Genomic DNA, 17,432 nt, shown 5'->3' with positions numbered 1-17,432 from the left:
CGTGACCGGCGGCGAGATCCGACTGGTCGAGCTGGTCAAGTCCTTCGACGGGGTGCCTGCGGTGACGGGCATCGACCTCGACATTCCGGCGGGGCAGTTCTACTCACTGCTCGGCGCCTCCGGATGCGGCAAGACGACCACGTTGCGCATGATCGCCGGGTTCGAGAAACCGGACTCCGGGCGCATCGAACTCGACGGCCGTGACGTCGCGGGCGATCCACCGAACCGACGCCCGGTGAACACCGTCTTCCAGACCTACGCGCTATTCCCGTTCATGACGGTCTGGGACAACGTGGCCTTCGGGCTGAGATATCAGAAGGCCCCGAAGGACGAGACCAAGCGGCGCGTTGGCGAGGCACTCGACCTGGTCCAGATGGGCAAGTTCGCCAAACGCCGCCCCTCGCAGCTGTCAGGCGGCCAGCAGCAACGCGTCGCGCTGGCAAGGGCCCTGGTGCTGCGGCCGCGCGTGCTGCTGCTCGACGAGCCACTTGGCGCATTGGATGCCAAGCTGCGCAAGCAGTTACAGCTCGAATTGCGCGCCGTCCAGCGCGAGGTGGGCATCACGTTCGTCTACGTGACCCACGATCAGGAAGAAGCGCTCACCATGAGCGACCAGATCGCGGTGCTCGCCGAGGGACGCGTCGAACAGATCGGGCCCCCGCAAGAGATCTACTCGGCACCCGCCACCACGTTCGTGGCCAGTTTCCTTGGTGCGGCCAACATCTTCGACGCCGACGTGCTCGAACTGTCCGGATCGTCGGCGGTCTGCTCGGCCATGGACACCCGGCTCGGCGCGGCCGTGGACACGTCCGCGCGCACCGGCCCGGCGGCCATCGTGATCAGGCCCGAGCGGATCGCGTTGCAGGATGCGGGTACGCCAGTGAGCAACGGACACAACGCGATCAGCGGCACGGTTTCCCAAGTGGTCTACCTCGGCTCGTCCACGCAGGTTCACGTCGACGTCGGTGCCCCGTCCGCGTTGATCGTGGAGGTACCCAATACCTCAGGACCGGGATCGGTGACCCATCAGCCAGGTGCGGCCGTTACCTGTGTCTGCACACACGACGCGGTACGCGTGCTGCATCGCAGCGCCGCGCAGCCGATCACCGACCCCGTCGCCGAGAGCGCGCTTGCGGTTTCTTCACCGGCGGCAGGTTGAGTTCGCGTTCGACGAACCGCATCGCGATCTGGTGGGCCACCTCCGAGTCGACCTCGGGATCCTCCAACGCCACCTGGATCGACAGGCCGTCGAGTAGCGCACTGAACTCAAGGGCGAACAACCGGGCGTCGACCTCGACGTCGAGTTCATCGGACGCCTCCGCCGACTTGATGGCGTCCACGATCATCCGGCGCCAACGGGCATCGAGTTCGACCCTGCCCGCCTTGACCTCGTCATGGCGGAACGCTTGAGCCCACAGGTCGAACCACAGACCCCACGCGCCGGGAATCTCGTTGTCCACCTGAGGAACGCAGGTCCACTCGATCAGCAGCGAGAGTCGCTCGCGCAGCGAGGGCACCTCGGCGAGCATCTTCTCGGCGGCCTCGTAGAACGACTCCTCCGAGTGGCGCAGCGCGTCGACGAGCAGCCGGTCCCTGGTGCCGAAGTAATAGATGACCAGAGCCGAGCTCACCCCTGCGCGCTTCGCCACGTCGGCGATGCGGGTCTCGCCGAAGCCGCGCTCGCAGATCAGCTCGGCTGCGGCACGGAGCATCTCGATGCGACGGGCTTCGTTGTTCTCGGTCGCGGGCGCAGGATCGGCCATGTCGTTGCGTTCCCCCTCGTGAACTAGCGGCGCTGCTACTTGTCTGCAGCCTAACACTTGATTAGATTGAACAGTCAGTCAGGAAGGTGGGATTCCCCCGCCGGGAAGAGGTCCTCATGTCGAACTCGTATGACGCGATCGTGATCGGCGGTGGCCACAACGGGTTGGTCTCGGCGGCGTATCTGGCCCGCTCGGGCGCCAAGACGCTGGTGCTGGAATCGCGCGCCAGCCTCGGCGGAGCGGCAACCACCGAGGCGCCGTGGGAGGACGCACCGCACCTTCGGGTGACGCGCCTGTCGTACGTGATGAGCCTGATGCCACCTACCATCGTTCGCGAGCTGAACCTCGAGCGGCACGGCTACAAGGTGCACCCGATGGGCCCGTCCTACCAGGCCTTTCCCGAGGGCGGCTCGCTGATCATCTACGAGGACGACCCGAAGCGCACCCACGAACAGCTGTCCAAGTTCTCCAAGAAGGACGCGGACGCGTTGCCCGAGTACTACGACTGGATCGGCGGCATCGCCGAGGTGATGGGTCCGCTGCTGACGCAAGTACCGCCGAACGTCGGCTCGAAGCGTCCGTCGGATCTGCTCGACCTGGCCAAGCTGGCCTGGCCGCTGCGTAGCAAGATCACTCCACGCCTCACCGCGGACATCACCCGGCTGCTGACCATGAGCATCGCCGACCTGCTCGACGATTGGTTCGAATCACCGCAAGTCAAAGGTCTGATGGCCGTCAACGGCATCATCGGAACCTGGGCAGGCCCCTGCGAACCGGGAACCGCCTACGTGATGGCCCACCACTCGATCGGCGACGTCGGCGACGGTCAACTCGGCAGTTGGGGATATCCCGAGGGTGGCATGGGCGGAGTGTCCGCGGCGATCGCCAAATCGGCCCGTAGCTTCGGCGCCGAGATCCGCACCAACGCAAGGGGTTCCCGCGTACTGACCCGTGGTGGTCAGGTGCGCGGGGTCGTCCTCGAGAACGGCGAAGAGCTGACGGCCCCCATGGTGGTCACCACGTTGCACCCGAAGATCGCCTTCCTCGACCACCTTTCGCGCACTGAACTGCCAGACGATTTCGTCGGCGACATCGAACACTGGAAGACGCGCAGCGGCGTGGTGAAGATCAACGTCGCACTGTCCGAGCTGCCCAGCTTCACCGCGAACCCGAGTTCCGGTGAGGCCGAACACCTCACCGGATCGATCGAGATGGCGCCGTCGATCGAGTACCTCGAGACCGCCTTCCAGGAAGCCCGCGTCGGCAAGGCCGCAACGCTGCCGTTCAGCGACGGCGTCATCCCGACGACGTTGGACAAGACGCTCAATCCCGATGGCACGCACATCATGTCGCTGTTCACCCAGTGGTGCCCCGCGGAGTGGGCGAACGCACCGCATACCGAGGAGCTCGACGCCTATGCGGACCGTGTGATCGACACCTACGACCAGGTCGCGCCGGGGTTCAAGGCGTCGATCACGCACCGCGACGTCGTCGGACCGCACGAGATGGAGGTCGAGTACGGGCTGATCGGCGGCAACATCTTCCACGGCGAACTCTCGCTGGAGCAGCTGTTCCACATGCGGCCCGCGCCCGGGTTTGCCGACTACCGCACCCCGATCGCAGGCCTGTACAACGGCAGCTCGGCCACCCATGCAGGTGGCGGCGTGTGCGGCATCCCTGGCTGGCAGGCCGCCAGGGCGGCGCTGGCCGACAAGAAGAAGGGCAGCAGCAGGCTGCGCTCGGCACTGGGGCGCCGGTAGCCGCGATGGAGGACGCACGCCGAGTGGCAGTCGCGACGATGCTCGGCGCCCGTTCGGTGGCGGTGGTCGGCGCCAGCGCCAAGCCGGACAGCTTCGGTGCGCGGATGGTCATCGAGGCGCAACGAAGTTCGGCGCGCATGCATTTGGTGAATCCGCGCTACGACCGGATCGGCGACCTGCCCTGTGCGCCGTCCCTTGCCGATCTGGGCGAGGCCGTCGACCTGGTGCTGCTGGGGGTGCCCGACGGCGCGCTGATCGGCCAGTTGGAGGCGGCCGCCGACGCCGGGGTGCCGTCCGCCGTGCTCTTCGGTTCAGCACACGGACTTCGCGACAAGGTCGCCGCCGTCGCATCGGCGGCGGGCATGGCGGTGTGCGGCGCAGGCTGCATGGGCTTCGTCAACAACGTGAGCGGCGTTCGCGCACTGGGCTATCTGGAGCCCGACCCGTTGCCGTCCGGCGGGGTCAGCCTGATCACTCACTCCGGATCGGCGTTCTCGGCGCTACTGCGCTCCCGGCGCGGGTTCGGGTATCGGCTCGCAGTGTCGTCGGGCCAGGAACTCGTCACCGACACCGCCGACTACGTCGACTACGCACTCGACGACCCGGGCACGACGCTGCTCGCCCTGCTGATGGAGACACCACGGGCCGCGCCCCGGCTGCGCCGAGCACTGCTGCGAGCCGCCGAACGCGATGTGCCGGTGGTGATCGTACCTGTCGGCGGCTCGCCGACAGGTAGTGCCATGGTCGCGGCGCACTCCGGTGCGCTGGCCGGTGGGGACGCCGGATGGCATGCGTTCTGCGACGCCGTCGGTGCGGTCCGGGTGCGCGACCTCGCCGAGTTCGCCGACACGATCGAGCTGTTCTCGATGGGCACGCGACGCAACCGCACGGCTAGAACCCACCACGGGGGCATCGCGACGGTGCACGACTCGGGCGCCGAGCGTGCGCTCACCGCCGATCTGGCCCATGCACTTGGCGTCGACTTCGCGACACTGTCGGAGCCCACGGTGCTGGCCATCGAAGAACTGCTCGACGAAGGACTGACCGCGACCAACCCGCTCGACCTCTGGGGCACCGGCGCCGACACCCACGAGCTGTTTCGGGCCAGCTTGCGCCTAATCGCCGACGATCCCGCGGTGGCCGTCACCGCGCTCGCGGTCGATCTGGTCACCGAGTTCGATGGTGACACTGCCTACGCAGACGCTGCAGTGGACGTCGCGGCTGAGACGGACGCCCCGCTCGCCGTGCTGACTTCGATACCGTCGGCCATCGACCGGGCAGTTGCGGAACGGCTGCGCAGCAACGGCATCGCGGTGCTCGAAGGCACGACCAGTGGGCTGGCCGCGCTCGGGCACCTGGCCGCATGGCCGCTGCCGATCGACCATTCCGACTCCGGTGTCGATCAGGCCCGACGTGACCGCTGGCTGCACCGGTTGGCCGATTGGAGTCCCGGCGCGGCCTTCGAGTTGCTGGCCGATTACGGCATCCCGGTGGCGCGGTCGGGTGTCGCGGAATCGGTGGAGGCGACGCTGGCGGCCGGCCGCGAGATCGGCTATCCCGTCGCGCTGAAGACGCTGGGCGCCGAGCACAAGAGCGACATCGGTGGCGTCGTGCTCGGGATCGGCGATGAGGAGACGCTGCGTGCGGAGTACACGGCGATGGCGCATCGGCTGGGACCCGCCGTCACCGTGCAACCGATGATCACCGAAGGGGTGGAGATCTCCGTGGGCGTAGTGCGCGACCCGGCCTTCGGTCCGCTGCTGGTAGTCGCTGCGGGCGGCACGTTGGTCGAACTGCTGGACGATCGGGCGGTCGCACTTCCGCCACTGTCGCGGGCCGGTGCGATGCGACTGCTCGACGGGACGCGCATCCGGGCTCTGCTGGCGGGATGGCGTGGTAGCGGACCTGCTGACCTGACGGCGCTGGCCGACGTCGTCGTCGCATTCTCTACCCTGGCAACCGAACTCGGGGACGCCATCGACGCCGTCGAGGCGAACCCGGTGATCGCGTCAGCCGATGGTGCCGTCGCGGTCGATGCCCTGCTGATAGTGCGCGGCGGGATCGGCGAGTAAGGGCGCGAACGCCAGCTCGGCTGCGCCGATCATCAGTGTCTGCGATCCCAGGCTGGCCGGCACGATCCGGACCAGATCGTGGGGTTCACGCAGGCTGTGCCGCGCGACCGCGTCGTTGAGCACGTCGGCTGCGAGCGAGGGAAAGGCCTGGAGGAACCCCCCGAGCACGATCAGCCCGGGGTTCAGCATGTTGACCGCATTGCCGAGTGCAATGCCGAGGTACTGGGCCTGGCGTTCAACGGTTTTCGCGACCGCTGTGGAATCGGTGGCGTAGGTCTGGGATTGGCTGACCTCCGTTTCGAGGCAGCCGACCCTGCCGCAGTGACACACCCCCAAGCCGCCCACGTAGGTATGGCCGAGTTCGCCGGCGTAGCCGGCCACCCCGTCGAGGAGTTCACCGGCAACCACCACGCCGGCACCGATGCCGCCTGCACCGCCGTTGACATAGATCATGTGCTCGGCGTTCAGGTGCCGCCCGAAGATGTGCTCGGCGACCGCGCCGAGGTTGGCGTCGTTGGCCGCGAACACCGGTAGTCCAGTTGCTGCGCTGAGCATTTGACCGATCGGCGCGTCTTCCCAACCCAAATTGGGTGCCAGCCGGACCATGGAACCGGCCGCGTGCACCAGACCGGGAGCGGCGACGCCGATCGCGGTGACGCCACGGTCGGTCCCCAGTTGCCGCCGCATTGCCTGAATCGTCTCGGCGGCAAGAGCCACCGTCTGCTCGGGAGTTGGGATGCCGGTGGTGGTACGTCTCGTCATCTCGAGAACAGATCCGCCGAGGCCAACCAAACCGATGGTGACGGAATCGATTTCGGGGTTCACCGCTATCGCCAGCCTGCGGTTCTGTGGCCGCACTACCGGGCTGGGGCGGCCGACCTGGGTGGATGCCGCGGGTTGAGCCTCCTCGACCAGGCCATGTTCGACCAACTCCTCGACGAGATCCTTGACCGTCGATCGCGACAGCCCGGTTCGACGGGTCAACTCCGCGCGGCTCATTCCGCGGTGACGATGGACCAACACGAGCACGCCGGAGAGGTTGCGCCGACGGACGTCGTCGGTGCTGGTTCCGATCCGCGCGGTGCGGTCCACGGCACTCCTCCCCGCTACCCATTGACAGTGGCCTGGACCACATCATATGTTCGGCGTCTGAACAAATCTAGCCTTGAGGAGGCGGAGATGTCCGTTCTCGAGTCTCGCATTCCGGCCGCCAACGACCTGGTCCCGCAAGCGTCGGACAAGTTCTCCTTCGGCCTGTGGACCGTGGGGTGGACCGGCGCCGATCCGTTCGGCGTGGCGACCCGTCCTGCGGTCGACGTGGTCGAGGCCGTCGAACGGCTGGCCGAATTGGGCGCACACGGCCTGACCTTCCACGACGACGACCTGTTCCCCTTCGGTTGTTCGGACGGCGATCGGCGGCGTGCAATTGGTCGGCTGTCGGCGGCACTGCAATCCACCGGGATCACCGTGCCGATGGTGACGACGAACCTGTTCACCCAGCCCGTCTTCAAGGACGGCGGATTCACCAGCAACGACCGCGCAGTGCGCCGCTTCGCGCTGCGCAAGGTGCTGCGCAACATCGATCTCGCCGCCGAACTCGGCGCGCAGACCTTCGTCCTCTGGGGTGGGCGGGAGGGCAGCGAGTACGACAGCGCCAAGGACGTCCAGGCCGCCTTCGCGCGCTACCGCGAGGCCCTCGATCTGTTGTGCGAGTACGTCACCGACAACGGCTATCCCATGCGTTTCGCGATCGAGCCGAAGCCCAACGAGCCGCGCGGCGACATCCTGCTGCCAACCGTCGGCCATGCGCTGGCGTTCATCGAGACGCTCGCCCACCCCGAGTTGGTCGGCGTCAACCCGGAGACCGGACACGAACAGATGGCAGGGCTGAACTTCGTGCACGGCATCAGCCAGGCGCTGTACAGCGGCAAGTTGTTCCACATCGACCTCAACGGTCAGCGTGGCATCAAGTTCGACCAGGACCTGGTGTTCGGTCACGGTGACCTCGCCAACGCGTTCGCACTCGTCGACCTGCTGGAGCACGGCGGTGCCGACGGCGGACCCAGCTACTCCGGCCCCCGCCACTTCGACTACAAGCCGAGTCGCACCGAGGACGTCGCGGGGATGTGGGTCTCGGCCGCGACGAACATGCGGATGTACCTCCTGCTCAAGCAGCGTGCCGCGGCGTTCCGCGCCGACCCCGAGGTTGCCGAGGCCATGGCGGCCGCACGCGTCGACGAGCTGCGGCGGCCGACCCTCAACCCAGGCGAAACCTACCGCGACCTATTGGCCGACCGGTCCGCGTACGAAGACTTCGATGCCGAATCATATTTTGGTTCACGGGGATTCGGATTCGTGCGGCTCAACCAGTTGGCGCTCGAGCATCTCATGGGTGCCCGCTGACGGCCGTACTCGGGCATTTCCTGGACGTGATGTGCGTCACGCTATAAGTTGTCCCAAACAACAAATCGGAAGGTTGGGAGCATCTCCATGAAGCGAATGGGATCTCTGGTGTTCGCCGTGCTCGTCGGAGCGGGGCTGACCCTGACCGGGTGTAGCAGCAGCGACAGCGGCGGTGGCGATGGGGGAGGCCAGGCCAAGGGCAAGATCGGGGTGATCCTGCCCGACACCAAATCGTCGGTCCGATGGGAGTCCAAGGACCGACCCGCGCTCGAGGCGGCCTTCAAGGCGGCCGGCGTCCCGTACACGATCCAGAACGCCGAGGGTTCGGCCGATACCATGGCCACCATCGCCGACGGAATGATCGCCGACGGCGTGACCGTGCTGGCGATCGTGAACCTCGACTCCGACAGCGGCGCCGCCATTCAGCAGAAGGCGGCAAGCCAGGGCGTCAAGACCATCGACTACGACCGGCTGACGCTCGGTGGTGGGGCCGATGTCTACATCTCGTTCGACAACACCAAAGTCGGTCAACTCCAGGGCCAGGGCCTGGTCGACTGCCTTGGCGGGAAGCCGGCGAACGTGGTGTTCCTCAACGGTTCTCCCACCGACAACAACGCCACCCTGTTCACGTCCGGTGCGCACTCGGCGGTCGACAAGACGCCGAGTATCAAAGTCGTCGGTGAGCAGGCGGTGCCGGACTGGGACAACGACAAGGCCGTCACCATCTTCGAGCAGATGTACACCGCAGCTGACGGGAAGATCGACGGCGTCTACGCCGCCAACGACGGGCTTGCCGGATCGGTCATCTCGATCCTGGAGAAGAACAAGCGCGCCGGGCAGGTGCCGGTCACGGGTCAGGACGCGACCGTCGAGGGTCTGCAGAACGTCCTTGCCGGAACGCAGTGTGTGACCGTCTACAAGTCCGCGAAGGAGGAAGCCGACGCACTGGCCAAGGCCGCGATCGCACTCGTCAAGGGCGAGACCGTCAGCACCGACGCCACCTCGCGCGACGACAAGGGCAACCGGGACGTGCCCTCGGTTCTCCTGATCCCTAAGGCGATCACGAAGGACAACGTCGACGTCGTCTTCAAGGACGGCGGTCAGTCCAAGGACGAGGTGTGCACCGGCCAGTTCGCGGCGATCTGCACCGCAGCGGGGCTCTGACCGACCGATGCCCGAAGAGGTGACCCCGACGGCACCCATCCTCGAGCTCCAGGGAGTCAACAAGAGTTTCGGTGTCGTGCACGTCCTGCACGACGTCGACTTCAAGGTGTATCCCGGCGAGGTGACCGCGTTGGTGGGCGACAACGGCGCCGGTAAGTCGACGCTGGTAAAGGCGATCGCCGGGATCCACCCGATCGACAGCGGGATCTATCTCTTCGAGGGCAAGCCGGTCACGGTGCATGGGCCCAACGACGTTGCGGCCCTTGGTGTCGAGGTGGTCTACCAGGACCTCGCCCTGTGCGACAACCTCGACATCGTCTCCAACATGTTCCTGGGCCGAGAGCTCAAGCACCGAGGTGTGCTCGACGAAGCCAGGATGGAGACGTTGGCAAGGGAGGCCCTTGCGTCCTTGTCGGTACGCACGGTGAAGTCCGTGCGCCAGGCCGTCTCCAGCCTGTCCGGCGGCCAGCGCCAAACCGTCGCCATCGCCAAGTGCGTGTTGTGGAACTCCAGGGTGGTGCTGCTCGACGAACCAACGGCGGCACTGGGAGTTGCGCAGACCCGGCAGGTCATCGACCTGGTGCGCCGACTGGCCGATCAGGGTCTTGGCGTGGTGCTCATCTCGCACAACATGGTCGACGTATTCGAGGTGGCCGACCGGATCTGTGCGCTGTACCTGGGCCGGGTGGCGGCCGAGGTCAAGGCGTCCGAGGTCACCCACGGTCAGGTGGTGGAGCTGATCACCGCCGGTCGCTCCGGCAATCTCGGCCTCGCGCCTGCCGAAGCTGCGCAGTCGATGTGAAGGATCGCGAAATGACCACCGTCAAACCCGAACTCGCCGATTCGGACTTCGTGGCCGATACCCACTCCGACGAGACGTTCCGCGATGCCGCGCGCGGCTACCTGCAACGGGTACGCGGCGGTGACATGGGTTCGCTGCCCGCAGTTCTCGGTCTGGTCGTGCTGTTCATCGTGTTCGGGTTGGCCAACGAGCGGTTCATGTCGGCGCTCAACCTGGCCAACCTGGTGACCCAGGCCGGTTCGATCTGCGTGCTCGCGATGGGGCTGATCTTCGTTCTGTTGCTCGGTGACATCGACCTGTCCGCTGGCGTGGCAGGCGGTGTGTCGGCCTGTGCGATGGCGCTGACCATCACCAACCACGGATTTCCGTGGTGGGCTGCGGTGCTGGCAGGTGTGGCCTGCGGAGCGCTGATCGGCCTGTCGATCGGGCTGCTGCGGGCCAAGCTCGGCATCCCGTCATTCGTGGTGACTCTCGCGTTCTTCCTTGGGCTGCAAGGCGTTACGCTCAAGCTGATCGGTGAGGGTGGATCGGTCCGGGTGGACGATCCGGTGATCCGGGGCATCACCATCGACAACCTGCCCGTGACGGTGGGTTGGATCTGCGCGCTGCTGGTCGTCGTCGGCTATGCCGGTCTTGAGCTGTACCGGCACCGCAGCAAGGTCGCGGCCGGGCTGCACCATGCACCGTTCGGGGTGGTGGCGGCGCGCATCGTCGGCGTTGGCGCGGTGACCCTCGGTGTCACCTACCTGCTCAGCCTCAACCGCAGCGTCAACAGGAACATCGAGATCCGCGGTATCCCCTACGTTCTGCCGTTGGTCGGGGTACTGCTCATCGTGTTGACGTTCGTGCTGACCCGGACCGCTTATGGTCGGCACATCTACGCCGTTGGCGGCAACGCAGAGGCGGCACGGCGCGCGGGTGTCAACGTCGACCGGATCCGGATGTCGGTGTTCGTGGTGTGCTCGGCGCTGGCGGCGGTGAGCGGCATCATCGCAGCGTCGTACGGCGGCAAGGTATCCGCATCCTCGGGCGCTGGCAACGTCCTGCTGTACGCGGTCGGCGCGGCGGTGATCGGCGGCACCAGCCTGTTCGGCGGCAAGGGCCGTGCGCTCGATGCCGTGATCGGCGGCGTGGTGGTCGCGACGATCGCCAACGGACTCGGCCTGCTGAATCAGTCGTCCTACATCAACTTCCTGGTCACCGGTGGCGTCCTGCTACTGGCGGCCAGTGTTGACGCGATATCGCGGCGACGGCGGTCCGCTACCGGGCTGAGTTAGAAGATCGAGTAGACCTTCCGCACGGTTTCGTGGATGTCCCACGTGCCGGTCCAGCCCTTCGGGAAGACTGCCATGTCGCCCGTTCCGATCTCCGCGGGCTCGCCGCCGTCGGGCGTCACCGTCATCCGGCCCGCGACGAGATGGATCACCTCGTTGGTCTCCAGCGTCCATCGCGACGGTCCTGGAGCGCACTGCCAGATGCCCGCCGAGGACTCGCCGTCGACCCACAGTTCCACGCCCTGGGTGGCCATCTCCTCGCCGGTGGCCTCCGGTAGCGGGCCCCAGTCCTCGAGCTCGGCGTCGGTCGCTTGGGTCAGGGTGCTGGTGCTGATCTTGCTTGTCGCCATTACTGTGTCGCCTTCTCGGGAAATGGGAGTGAAATCGGTTCGGGTGCAACGCGACTGTTGCCGTCGGCGTCGAAGCGGTCCAGGCCGAGGTCGGTGAGGTCCAGCCAGTCGCACGCGCCCGTCGTGGCCAGGTCGGAGGCCACCTGGGCCACCGCAGGGCCCCACATCATGCCGTGACCGGCGGCGCTGGCCACCACCGTGCCGTCGACCGGTCCGTCGTCGGTGAGCAACGGACCGAGGATCGGCAGGTGATCCGGGGTGTAGTCGATCGTCGCCGCCCACGACCGCCGCAGCCCCAGGCCGGCGATGGCGGGGAACAGGTGCTCGATCCGGTCCCGCGCCTTCAGGTAGTACTCCTCGTCGAAGTCGACGGCGGGCCCCTGCGGCTCGTCCGGGTTGCTCATGCCCCAGAGCACGCCACCGGATTCGCCTGGCCGCCAGTAGATTCCGGAGGTCACGTCGAACACCATCGGCAGCTCGTAGATGTCGACGCTGGGCGGGGCCGCGGTCACCACGACCTGGTGGCGAGTGCCGCCCGCCGGGATGCGGCCACCCGCGCGGCTGCCGACGTCGGCGAGCTGCGGCCCACCGGTGAGCACCACCCGGTCGGCGTCGATCGGGCCCTCCGACGTGTCGACGCCGACGACGCGACCCCCACGGGTGCGCAGGCCGGTGAACGCACAGCGCTCCCTGACGTCGACGCCGTGTGCGGTGAGGGCGGCGGTGTAGGCCAACACGTTTCGTGGGGCATCGATGTAGCCGTCGCCTGGAGCGTATGACGCGCCGAGGGTGACGCCCGGTGCCAGACCGGTATGCCTCGCGTCGAGGTCGTCGCTGCTCAGCCACTCGACCTCGAGCCCGAGAGTGCGTTGCAGAGCGATGCGGTCGCCGGCCTGCTGGACCTCGGCAGGCGTGAAGCACGGCATCAGATATCCCTGGGCGCGGAAGCCGCAGTCGAGCGGGAAGCGCTCACCGCTTGCGGAGTAGAACTCTTGGGAACGCAGGCCAAGGCGGATGGCGGTCTCGGTGCCGCCCTGTGCGCGCACCATGCCCGCGGCGCGGCTGCTGGCCCCGTCGCCGAGTGTGCTCGCCTCGAGCAGGACGACGTCGCGCACGCCGGATTCGGCGAGCAGAACGGCGGTCCACGCACCGACCGTCCCCCCGCCGACCACCACTACGTCGGCGCTACCGGATCTGGTCATACTACGAGACCGTGACATAGACTGAACGCTCAGTCAAGAGGTCGGCGAGGATAGAGGTGCCCGAATGTACGGACTGTCGGCGGACGATCGGCGTATCCAGGAGGCGGCGCGCGGGTTCGTCGACTCGGTGATCCCGCTCGAGGTCGAGGTTGAGATGGCAGGCGGTGTGCTGAGCAAGGAGATTGCCGCCGAACATCATTCCCGGGCAATCGAATTGGGCCTCTACGCCACCAACATGCCGACCTCGGTCGGGGGCCCTGGATGCACCGCTCTGCAGCAGGTTCTGGTGCAGGAACAGTGCGGCAGGGCCACCAACGGGCTGGCCTGGGCGATGCACACGCCGCCGCAGTGGTGGGCCGACGTGGCGACCGACTATCAGCGCGAGCGGTGGCTGCTGCCCGCCGTACGCGGCGAGAAGCACGAGGCGTACGCCATCACCGAGGAGTTCGCCGGTTCCGACGTCTCGGCGCTGCAGACGACCGCCAGGCGCGACGGCGACGAGTACGTCATCGACGGCGTCAAGTGGCACGTCACGTCGTACAACCTCGCCGACTACCTGTTCGTCCAGGCGGTTCTGGTCGGCGGGGACTATGAGGGCGAGCACGTGCTGCTGGTGGTAGACCTGCCTTGGCCCGGGGTGGAAGTCGTTCGCACACCGCACTATTCGCATCACATCGCCGACGAGCACCCGATCGTGGCGTTCAACGGCGTACGGGTTCCCGCGGAGAACTTGGTCGGCGCCGAGGGTGAGGGCATGACCTTCACCCAGGACTGGTTCCGGTTCGAGCGGTTGATGGTGGCCGCCCGCTGCGTCGGCGCCGCCCAGCGCCTGATCGACGAAGTGACCGCGTTCGCCAAGGAGAGGGTGGTCGACGGCAAGCCGCTCGGCGAGCATCAGTTGGTGGCGGGCATGCTCGCGGACAGCGCCACCGAACTGTTCGCGGCTCGCACGATGCTCTACGAGGTGGCGCGCTCGATCGACGCGGGTACCGACCGCAAGACCCTGCACGCGCAGGCGTCGATGGCCAAGCTGTACTGCTCCGAGATGGCAGGCCGGGTCGCCGACCGCGCCGTGCAGATCTTCGGCGGCCGCGGTTACATGCGGGAGAACGTGGCCGAGCGGATGTATCGCGAGCTTCGTGTGGAGCGGATCTGGGAGGGCGCCAGCGAAATCCAGCGAATCATCGTGGCCCGCCAGTTGATGAACCGCGGACCGGCGGCGGTGCTGGAGGGCGCGTAGCCCCGAACTGTAGGAAAACACCTGGTTCTGTGGTCGCCGTCATCGCCTAGTGTCGAGGCGATGAGCGCCCCTGCGTCGGGTCTGCGGTGTTACCTCGCGGAGTGGTATCGACCCGAATTGACCGCCGAAGGGCTCGCGTACGCCGTCAGCATCCTCGACAACTGCGTTGCGTTGATGTGCGCACAAGGCTCACCGGTGCAGCTGATGATGACGCTCGCGGTACCCGACGACGACGTGGTCTTCGGTGTCTTCGCGGCCGGCTCGGAACAGGTGGTGGCCCGGGTGTGCGCTCAGGCCGGGATCCCCGCCCGGCGGCTCAGCCTGGCCTTTTACGCCCGCGCCACGCATCAACCATGGGCAAACACCTGATTCTGTGCGTGCCCTTGCCTCATAGCGTCAACGCGCACGGACGCGGGCTAGCCAGGCGTAAGGTTCCGCCCAGCACATAACTAGCGTGGACGGACGCCCATGTCGCTGCGAGTGTCAGCCCGATATGCGGACCCGCGGCACGCCTCCATGTGCGTCAGCGTCCTGGCTGAGATTGGTCGACGATGCCCGCCGATGTCGTGAGCCGCCACGCTGAGGCTCGAGCGGTCGCCGGCTTCCTGACCTCGGCGGCGACTCGGCCGTCAGCCTTGGTGGTGGAGGGTGAACCGGGTATCGGCAAGACCGTGCTGTGGTCAGCCGGTGTGGAGCAGGCCCGCGAACAGGGGTTCCGGGTGTTGTCGACGCGGCCGGCGGCGGCGGAGTCGGTACTGGCGTACGCCTCGCTGGCGGATCTCGTGGGCGACATCGATCCGGCCGCCAGTGCGGATCTGCCGTCCCCGCAGCGGCGCGCAATCGATCGGGTACTGCTGCGGGCTGACTCCGACGGCGCGCCGACGGATCAGCGCGCGGTGGCGGCGGGCTTCCTCGCGATGGTCTCCCGCCTGGCGCAGGAGACGCCGGTACTGATCGCGATTGACGACCTGCAGTGGCTTGATCCTTCCAGCGTGAGCGTCCTCGCGTTCGCCGCGCGGCGGCTCGCGGCGCCGGTGGGGGTGCTGGGTGCTGTGCGCACGGATCCGGACGGCGGGAGTGCTGCATCCTGGCTGCAGTTGCCCGATGCCGACGGTCTTGCGCGGATTGTGTTGCGTCCATTGACCATTGGCGGGCTCCATACCGTGGTGTCTCAGCGGTTTGGGCGGTCGTTTCCGCGGCCGACGATGGCGCGCATCCAGGAGGTCTCTGGTGGAAATCCGTTCTATGCCCTCGAGCTGGCGCGGGCGATGGCTGATGGCACGACGGACGTCGATGCGTCGCTACCGAGCACGCTTGCCGAGGTAGTGCGGGCCAGGATCGGTGGCCTCGATCGCGAGGTTCTTGAGGTGTTGCTGGCGGCGGCGTGCGCCGCCGCGCCGACCGTGGAGCTGCTGGCGCGCGCCGTGAGCGCGGATGCCGGTCAGGTTGCGGAGTTGTTGGAGGATGCCGAGGACAAGGGCATCGTCGGGATCGACGGCAACCGAGTGCGTTTCACCCACCCGTTGCTGGCAAGGGGTGTCTACACCGACGCTGCCCCGCCGCGGCGCCGCGCGATGCATCGGCGATTGGCCGAGGTCGTCGCCGAACCCGAACCGGCGGCCAGGCACCTGGCCTTGGCTGCCACCGTCGGTGACCCGACTACGTTGGCGTCCCTCGATGAGGCCGCGGAGATGGCGAGCAAGCGAGGAGCGCCCGCCGCCGCGGCCGAGCTGGTCGAGCTGGCGGTGGGCCTTGGCGGCGACACCCCGCAGCGCCGGATCCGCTCGGCGAGCCATCATTTCGACGCCGGGGATCCTGGACGGGCCCGCGCCGTGCTCGAGAAGACCGTCAACACCCTGAAATCCGGGGTGCTGCTGGCGGCGGCGTCATGCCTGCTGGCCATTGTGCGCCTGACCGACGATAGCTTCCTTGACGCCATCGGCCTGCTGGAGCGCGGGCTCGGCGAGACCGGAGATGATCTCGGGCTGCGGGTCCAGATGTTGATCGCGTTGGCGTTTGCCCGGGGCAACGTCGGCTATTTCACCGCCGCCGCTGAATGCGCCGAAGACGCGGTGACCGATGCCGAGCGGCTGGACCAGCCACGTTTGCTGAGCCAGGCGCTGGCCATGCGGGTCATGATCCGCATGATTCGCGGAGAGGGCGTCGACCTGCCCAGCCTCCAACGAGCACTCGAATTGGATGACCCCAACGCGGCCATCCCCTTGCCGTTCCGGCCGAGCGTCCACAACGCCGTGATGCTGGCGTGGACCGGCCAACTCGAGCGAGCCCACGACGGGATGTTGGCCACCCGGCGCCGTTGCGTCGAGAACGGTGAAGAGAAGGAACTGATCTTCCTCGCCTTCCACAGCGCTCTCATCGAGATCTGGCGAGGGGACTTCCCCGAAGCCAGCCAGGTTGCTGAGGACGCCATGGAGCGCGCGCGGCAGCTCGGCGGCGACGTGCCGATGTTCATGGCCCTGACGATGCGGGCCGCGGTGGCCGCCTACGCCGGCCACGTCGAGCAGGCCCGCTGCGACGTCACCGAGGCGCGCGCGGCAGGCTCGCGTAGTAACTGGAGCACGCTGTCAGAATGGCCGGTCACGATTCTCGGTTTCTCGAGGTGTCGCAGGGCAACTACGCCGCGGCGCTAACCGCCCTGCAGCCGCAGGTGGCCAGGCTTGACGCGGCGCCGGACGTGGCGGAGATCATCGCTGCGTCGTTCGTGCCCGACGCCGTCGAGGCCATGATCCAGCTGGGCCGGCTTGACGAGGCTGAGCCGCTGATCGAGCGGTTGGAACGCAACGGTCGTCGCCTTGATCGCGCCTGGATGCTGGCGGTCGGAGCGCGCGGCAGGGCCATGCTGGAGGCCGCCCGCGGCGACCTCGACGCCGCCGGCCTGGCCGCATTGCAGGCGATGGCCGAACACGAGCGGTTGCCGATGCCCTTCGAGCGCGCCCGAACCCAGCTGCTGCTCGGCCAGATTCAGCGTCGCCAACGCCGTAAGGAAGGTGCCACCGAAACGCTGCGCGACGCCCTGGCCGCATTCGAGGAGATGGGGATCCCGCTGTGGGCCGAGCGGGTCCGCGCCGAGCTGGCCCGCTGCGTCGTCGTGCCACGCCGGGCCACCGGGCTAACTCCGGCCGAACAGCGGGTCGCCGAGTTGGCGGCCTCGGGCATGACCAACCGCGACGTCGCCGCAGCACTGTTCATCAGCCCAAAAACGGTCGATGCCAACCTGTCCCGTATCTACCGCAAGCTCGGCATCCGTTCGCGGGCCGAACTCGGCCGTCGTATGGGCAAACCCGAACCGGGACTCCCGCCCAGCGCATAGCCCTGGCCATCGACGCCCGCGCCGCGCGTCAACCATGGGGAAACGCCTGATTCTGCGCGGACCTTGCACCA

The 17,432-nt window shown here is 67.4% G+C and carries 15 protein-coding genes; 11 read left to right on the top strand and 4 right to left on the bottom strand.

The features are described 5' to 3' along the window. Position 1 precedes the first annotated feature (1 nt). Entirely contained in the window at positions 2-1,159 is a 1,158-nt protein-coding gene (locus HNP02_RS09080; RefSeq protein WP_184437295.1) for an ABC transporter ATP-binding protein, read from the top strand. On the opposite strand, the gene HNP02_RS09075 is transcribed toward HNP02_RS09080, so the two are convergent. Continuing rightward, positions 1,104-1,763, bottom strand: a complete 660-nt coding sequence (locus HNP02_RS09075; RefSeq protein ID WP_184437293.1) for a TetR/AcrR family transcriptional regulator — start codon at positions 1,761-1,763, stop codon at positions 1,104-1,106. The two genes, HNP02_RS09080 and HNP02_RS09075, sit on opposite strands and share 56 nt — an antisense overlap. A gap of 116 nt (positions 1,764-1,879) precedes the next feature. On the opposite strand from HNP02_RS09075, the gene HNP02_RS09070 reads away from it, so the two are divergent. Then, entirely contained in the window at positions 1,880-3,523 is a 1,644-nt protein-coding gene (locus HNP02_RS09070; protein ID WP_184437291.1) for an NAD(P)/FAD-dependent oxidoreductase, read from the top strand. Next, the gene (locus HNP02_RS09065; protein ID WP_309241482.1) at positions 3,430-5,595 is read left to right on the top strand and encodes an acetate--CoA ligase family protein; all 2,166 of its coding nucleotides are present in this window, start codon (positions 3,430-3,432) and stop codon (positions 5,593-5,595) included. The genes HNP02_RS09070 and HNP02_RS09065 overlap by 94 nt, the downstream gene beginning before the upstream one ends. On the opposite strand, the gene HNP02_RS09060 is transcribed toward HNP02_RS09065, so the two are convergent. Then, the gene (locus HNP02_RS09060; protein WP_309241481.1) at positions 5,533-6,687 is read right to left on the bottom strand and encodes an ROK family transcriptional regulator; all 1,155 of its coding nucleotides are present in this window, start codon (positions 6,685-6,687) and stop codon (positions 5,533-5,535) included. The genes HNP02_RS09065 and HNP02_RS09060 overlap by 63 nt on opposite strands. An 87-nt stretch (positions 6,688-6,774) precedes the next feature. Here HNP02_RS09060 and xylA point away from each other — a divergent pair, with 87 nt between their 5' ends. The 4 genes from xylA to HNP02_RS09040 all read left to right on the top strand — a co-directional run bounded on the left by xylA (position 6,775) and on the right by HNP02_RS09040 (position 11,241). Further along, positions 6,775-7,998 carry a xylose isomerase gene (gene xylA / locus HNP02_RS09055; protein WP_184437289.1) on the top strand — a complete coding sequence of 408 codons (1,224 nt, stop codon included), beginning with the start codon at positions 6,775-6,777 and terminating at the stop codon, positions 7,996-7,998. Positions 7,999-8,085: 87 nt separating this feature from the next. Then, entirely contained in the window at positions 8,086-9,162 is a 1,077-nt protein-coding gene (locus HNP02_RS09050; RefSeq protein WP_184437287.1) for a sugar ABC transporter substrate-binding protein, read from the top strand. A gap of 7 nt (positions 9,163-9,169) precedes the next feature. Next, positions 9,170-9,964, top strand: a complete 795-nt coding sequence (locus tag HNP02_RS09045; RefSeq protein WP_184437285.1) for an ATP-binding cassette domain-containing protein — start codon at positions 9,170-9,172, stop codon at positions 9,962-9,964. 11 nt (positions 9,965-9,975) lie between these two features. Beyond that, entirely contained in the window at positions 9,976-11,241 is a 1,266-nt protein-coding gene (locus tag HNP02_RS09040) for a sugar ABC transporter permease (protein WP_184437283.1), read from the top strand. Here the strand turns inward: HNP02_RS09040 and HNP02_RS09035 are convergent. Next, a complete protein-coding gene (locus HNP02_RS09035; RefSeq protein WP_255506337.1) occupies positions 11,238-11,588 on the bottom strand; it encodes a cupin domain-containing protein in 351 nt (116 codons plus the stop codon). The genes HNP02_RS09040 and HNP02_RS09035 overlap by 4 nt on opposite strands. Further along, entirely contained in the window at positions 11,588-12,790 is a 1,203-nt protein-coding gene (locus tag HNP02_RS09030) for an FAD-binding oxidoreductase (protein WP_184437281.1), read from the bottom strand. The genes HNP02_RS09035 and HNP02_RS09030 overlap by 1 nt, the downstream gene beginning before the upstream one ends. A gap of 64 nt (positions 12,791-12,854) precedes the next feature. On the opposite strand from HNP02_RS09030, the gene HNP02_RS09025 reads away from it, so the two are divergent. The 4 genes from HNP02_RS09025 to HNP02_RS43665 all read left to right on the top strand — a co-directional run bounded on the left by HNP02_RS09025 (position 12,855) and on the right by HNP02_RS43665 (position 17,361). Next, positions 12,855-14,030 (top strand): acyl-CoA dehydrogenase family protein, encoded by a 1,176-nt coding sequence (locus HNP02_RS09025; RefSeq protein ID WP_184437279.1) that lies wholly within the window; start codon positions 12,855-12,857, stop codon positions 14,028-14,030. Between the two features lie 60 nt (positions 14,031-14,090). Then, complete coding sequence (locus HNP02_RS09020; protein WP_184437277.1) at positions 14,091-14,399, top strand: hypothetical protein; 309 nt, start codon at positions 14,091-14,093, stop codon at positions 14,397-14,399. Between the two features lie 182 nt (positions 14,400-14,581). Further along, the gene (locus HNP02_RS09015) at positions 14,582-16,681 is read left to right on the top strand and encodes an AAA family ATPase (protein ID WP_309241480.1); all 2,100 of its coding nucleotides are present in this window, start codon (positions 14,582-14,584) and stop codon (positions 16,679-16,681) included. Then, entirely contained in the window at positions 16,621-17,361 is a 741-nt protein-coding gene (locus HNP02_RS43665) for a LuxR C-terminal-related transcriptional regulator (RefSeq protein ID WP_309241479.1), read from the top strand. Before HNP02_RS09015 ends, HNP02_RS43665 begins: the two co-directional genes overlap by 61 nt. The last annotated feature ends 71 nt before the right edge of the window (positions 17,362-17,432 follow it).

It is taken from the genome of Mycobacterium sp. AZCC_0083, from assembly GCF_014202335.1.
Classification (GTDB): Bacteria; Actinomycetota; Actinomycetes; order Mycobacteriales; family Mycobacteriaceae; genus Mycobacterium.
The sequence above is the reverse complement of the archived record's forward strand: the minus strand, read 5'-3'. Positions and strand labels throughout refer to the sequence as shown.

Bases quoted from the DNA above. Each gene is read 5' to 3' on its own strand.
- HNP02_RS09045 (WP_184437285.1), top strand. From the start codon at position 9,170: ATGCCCGAAGAGGTGACCCCGACGGCACCCATCCTCGAGCTCCAGGGA.
- HNP02_RS09030 (WP_184437281.1), bottom strand. From the start codon at position 12,790: ATGACCAGATCCGGTAGCGCCGACGTAGTGGTGGTCGGCGGGGGGACG.
- HNP02_RS09015 (WP_309241480.1), top strand. From the start codon at position 14,582: ATGCCCGCCGATGTCGTGAGCCGCCACGCTGAGGCTCGAGCGGTCGCC.
- HNP02_RS09040 (WP_184437283.1), top strand. From the start codon at position 9,976: ATGACCACCGTCAAACCCGAACTCGCCGATTCGGACTTCGTGGCCGAT.
- xylA (WP_184437289.1), top strand. From the start codon at position 6,775: ATGTCCGTTCTCGAGTCTCGCATTCCGGCCGCCAACGACCTGGTCCCG.
- HNP02_RS09075 (WP_184437293.1), bottom strand. From the start codon at position 1,763: ATGGCCGATCCTGCGCCCGCGACCGAGAACAACGAAGCCCGTCGCATC.
- HNP02_RS09035 (WP_255506337.1), bottom strand. From the start codon at position 11,588: ATGGCGACAAGCAAGATCAGCACCAGCACCCTGACCCAAGCGACCGAC.
- HNP02_RS09020 (WP_184437277.1), top strand. From the start codon at position 14,091: ATGAGCGCCCCTGCGTCGGGTCTGCGGTGTTACCTCGCGGAGTGGTAT.
- HNP02_RS09070 (WP_184437291.1), top strand. From the start codon at position 1,880: ATGTCGAACTCGTATGACGCGATCGTGATCGGCGGTGGCCACAACGGG.
- HNP02_RS09050 (WP_184437287.1), top strand. From the start codon at position 8,086: ATGAAGCGAATGGGATCTCTGGTGTTCGCCGTGCTCGTCGGAGCGGGG.
- HNP02_RS09025 (WP_184437279.1), top strand. From the start codon at position 12,855: ATGTACGGACTGTCGGCGGACGATCGGCGTATCCAGGAGGCGGCGCGC.
- HNP02_RS43665 (WP_309241479.1), top strand. From the start codon at position 16,621: ATGGCCGGTCACGATTCTCGGTTTCTCGAGGTGTCGCAGGGCAACTAC.